Consider the following 861-nt stretch of genomic DNA (forward strand, 5'->3'; position numbering starts at 1 on the left):
AATTGAACCTCAAGCTAGTGGAGTTGTAAACAGTGTTAATGCTATCAATTCATTTGATGAAATTAAACTTTTAACTAAAGAAACTGCTATTCAAGAAGGACTTTTAGAATATATTTCTGAAGATATGGATACTAAATTCATTGAGGCCGTTAAAAAACAAATTATTCATAATGAGATTCCAGGGAAAGAAAATTTTAAAATTGTTTATTCACCATTACATGGAACTGGTGGGAGACCAGTTAAAAGAGTTTTTGATGAAACTGGATTTAAATCAATCTATATAGTAACTGAGCAAGAGCAACCTGATGGAAATTTTCCAACTTGTTCATATGCTAATCCAGAGGATCCAGCAGTTTTTAAATTAAGTATAGAGTTAGCAGATAAAGTTGGAGCTACACTATGTATGGCAAATGACCCTGATGCAGATAGAATTGGTGTAGCAGTAAAGGATGAAAATGGAGAATGGATCTATCCAAATGGAAACCAGATTGGTCTTCTTTTAATGAATTATATTTTAGAAAACAAAAAAAATATACCTAAAAATTCAGCAGTTGTATCTACTGTAGTTTCAACACCTATGCTAGATATTGTTGCTAAAGAAAAAGGAGTAAAGATTTTTAGAACTTTAACTGGATTTAAATTCATTGGAGAAAAAATCAGAGAGTTCGAAGAAGGAAAATATGATGCTACATTCTTAATGGGATTTGAAGAGTCTTATGGTTATCTTGTAGGAACACATGCTAGAGATAAAGATGCAGTTGTATCTACTTTATTAATAGCTGAGATGGCAGCCTATTATAATAGCATTGGATCATCAATTCCAAAGGAATTAAAAAAATTATATGAAAAATTTGGTTACTA

Annotated in this window: 1 protein-coding gene; it reads left to right on the forward strand. The window is 30.8% G+C overall.

Going from position 1 to position 861, the window contains the following annotated elements; genetic code table 11:
• The coding region (locus HMPREF0202_RS03505; RefSeq protein ID WP_023052003.1) for a phosphohexomutase domain-containing protein at positions 1-861 on the forward strand (861 nt) is incomplete at both ends.

This window comes from Cetobacterium somerae ATCC BAA-474 (genome assembly GCF_000479045.1).
Classification (GTDB): Bacteria; Fusobacteriota; Fusobacteriia; order Fusobacteriales; family Fusobacteriaceae; genus Cetobacterium_A; species Cetobacterium_A somerae.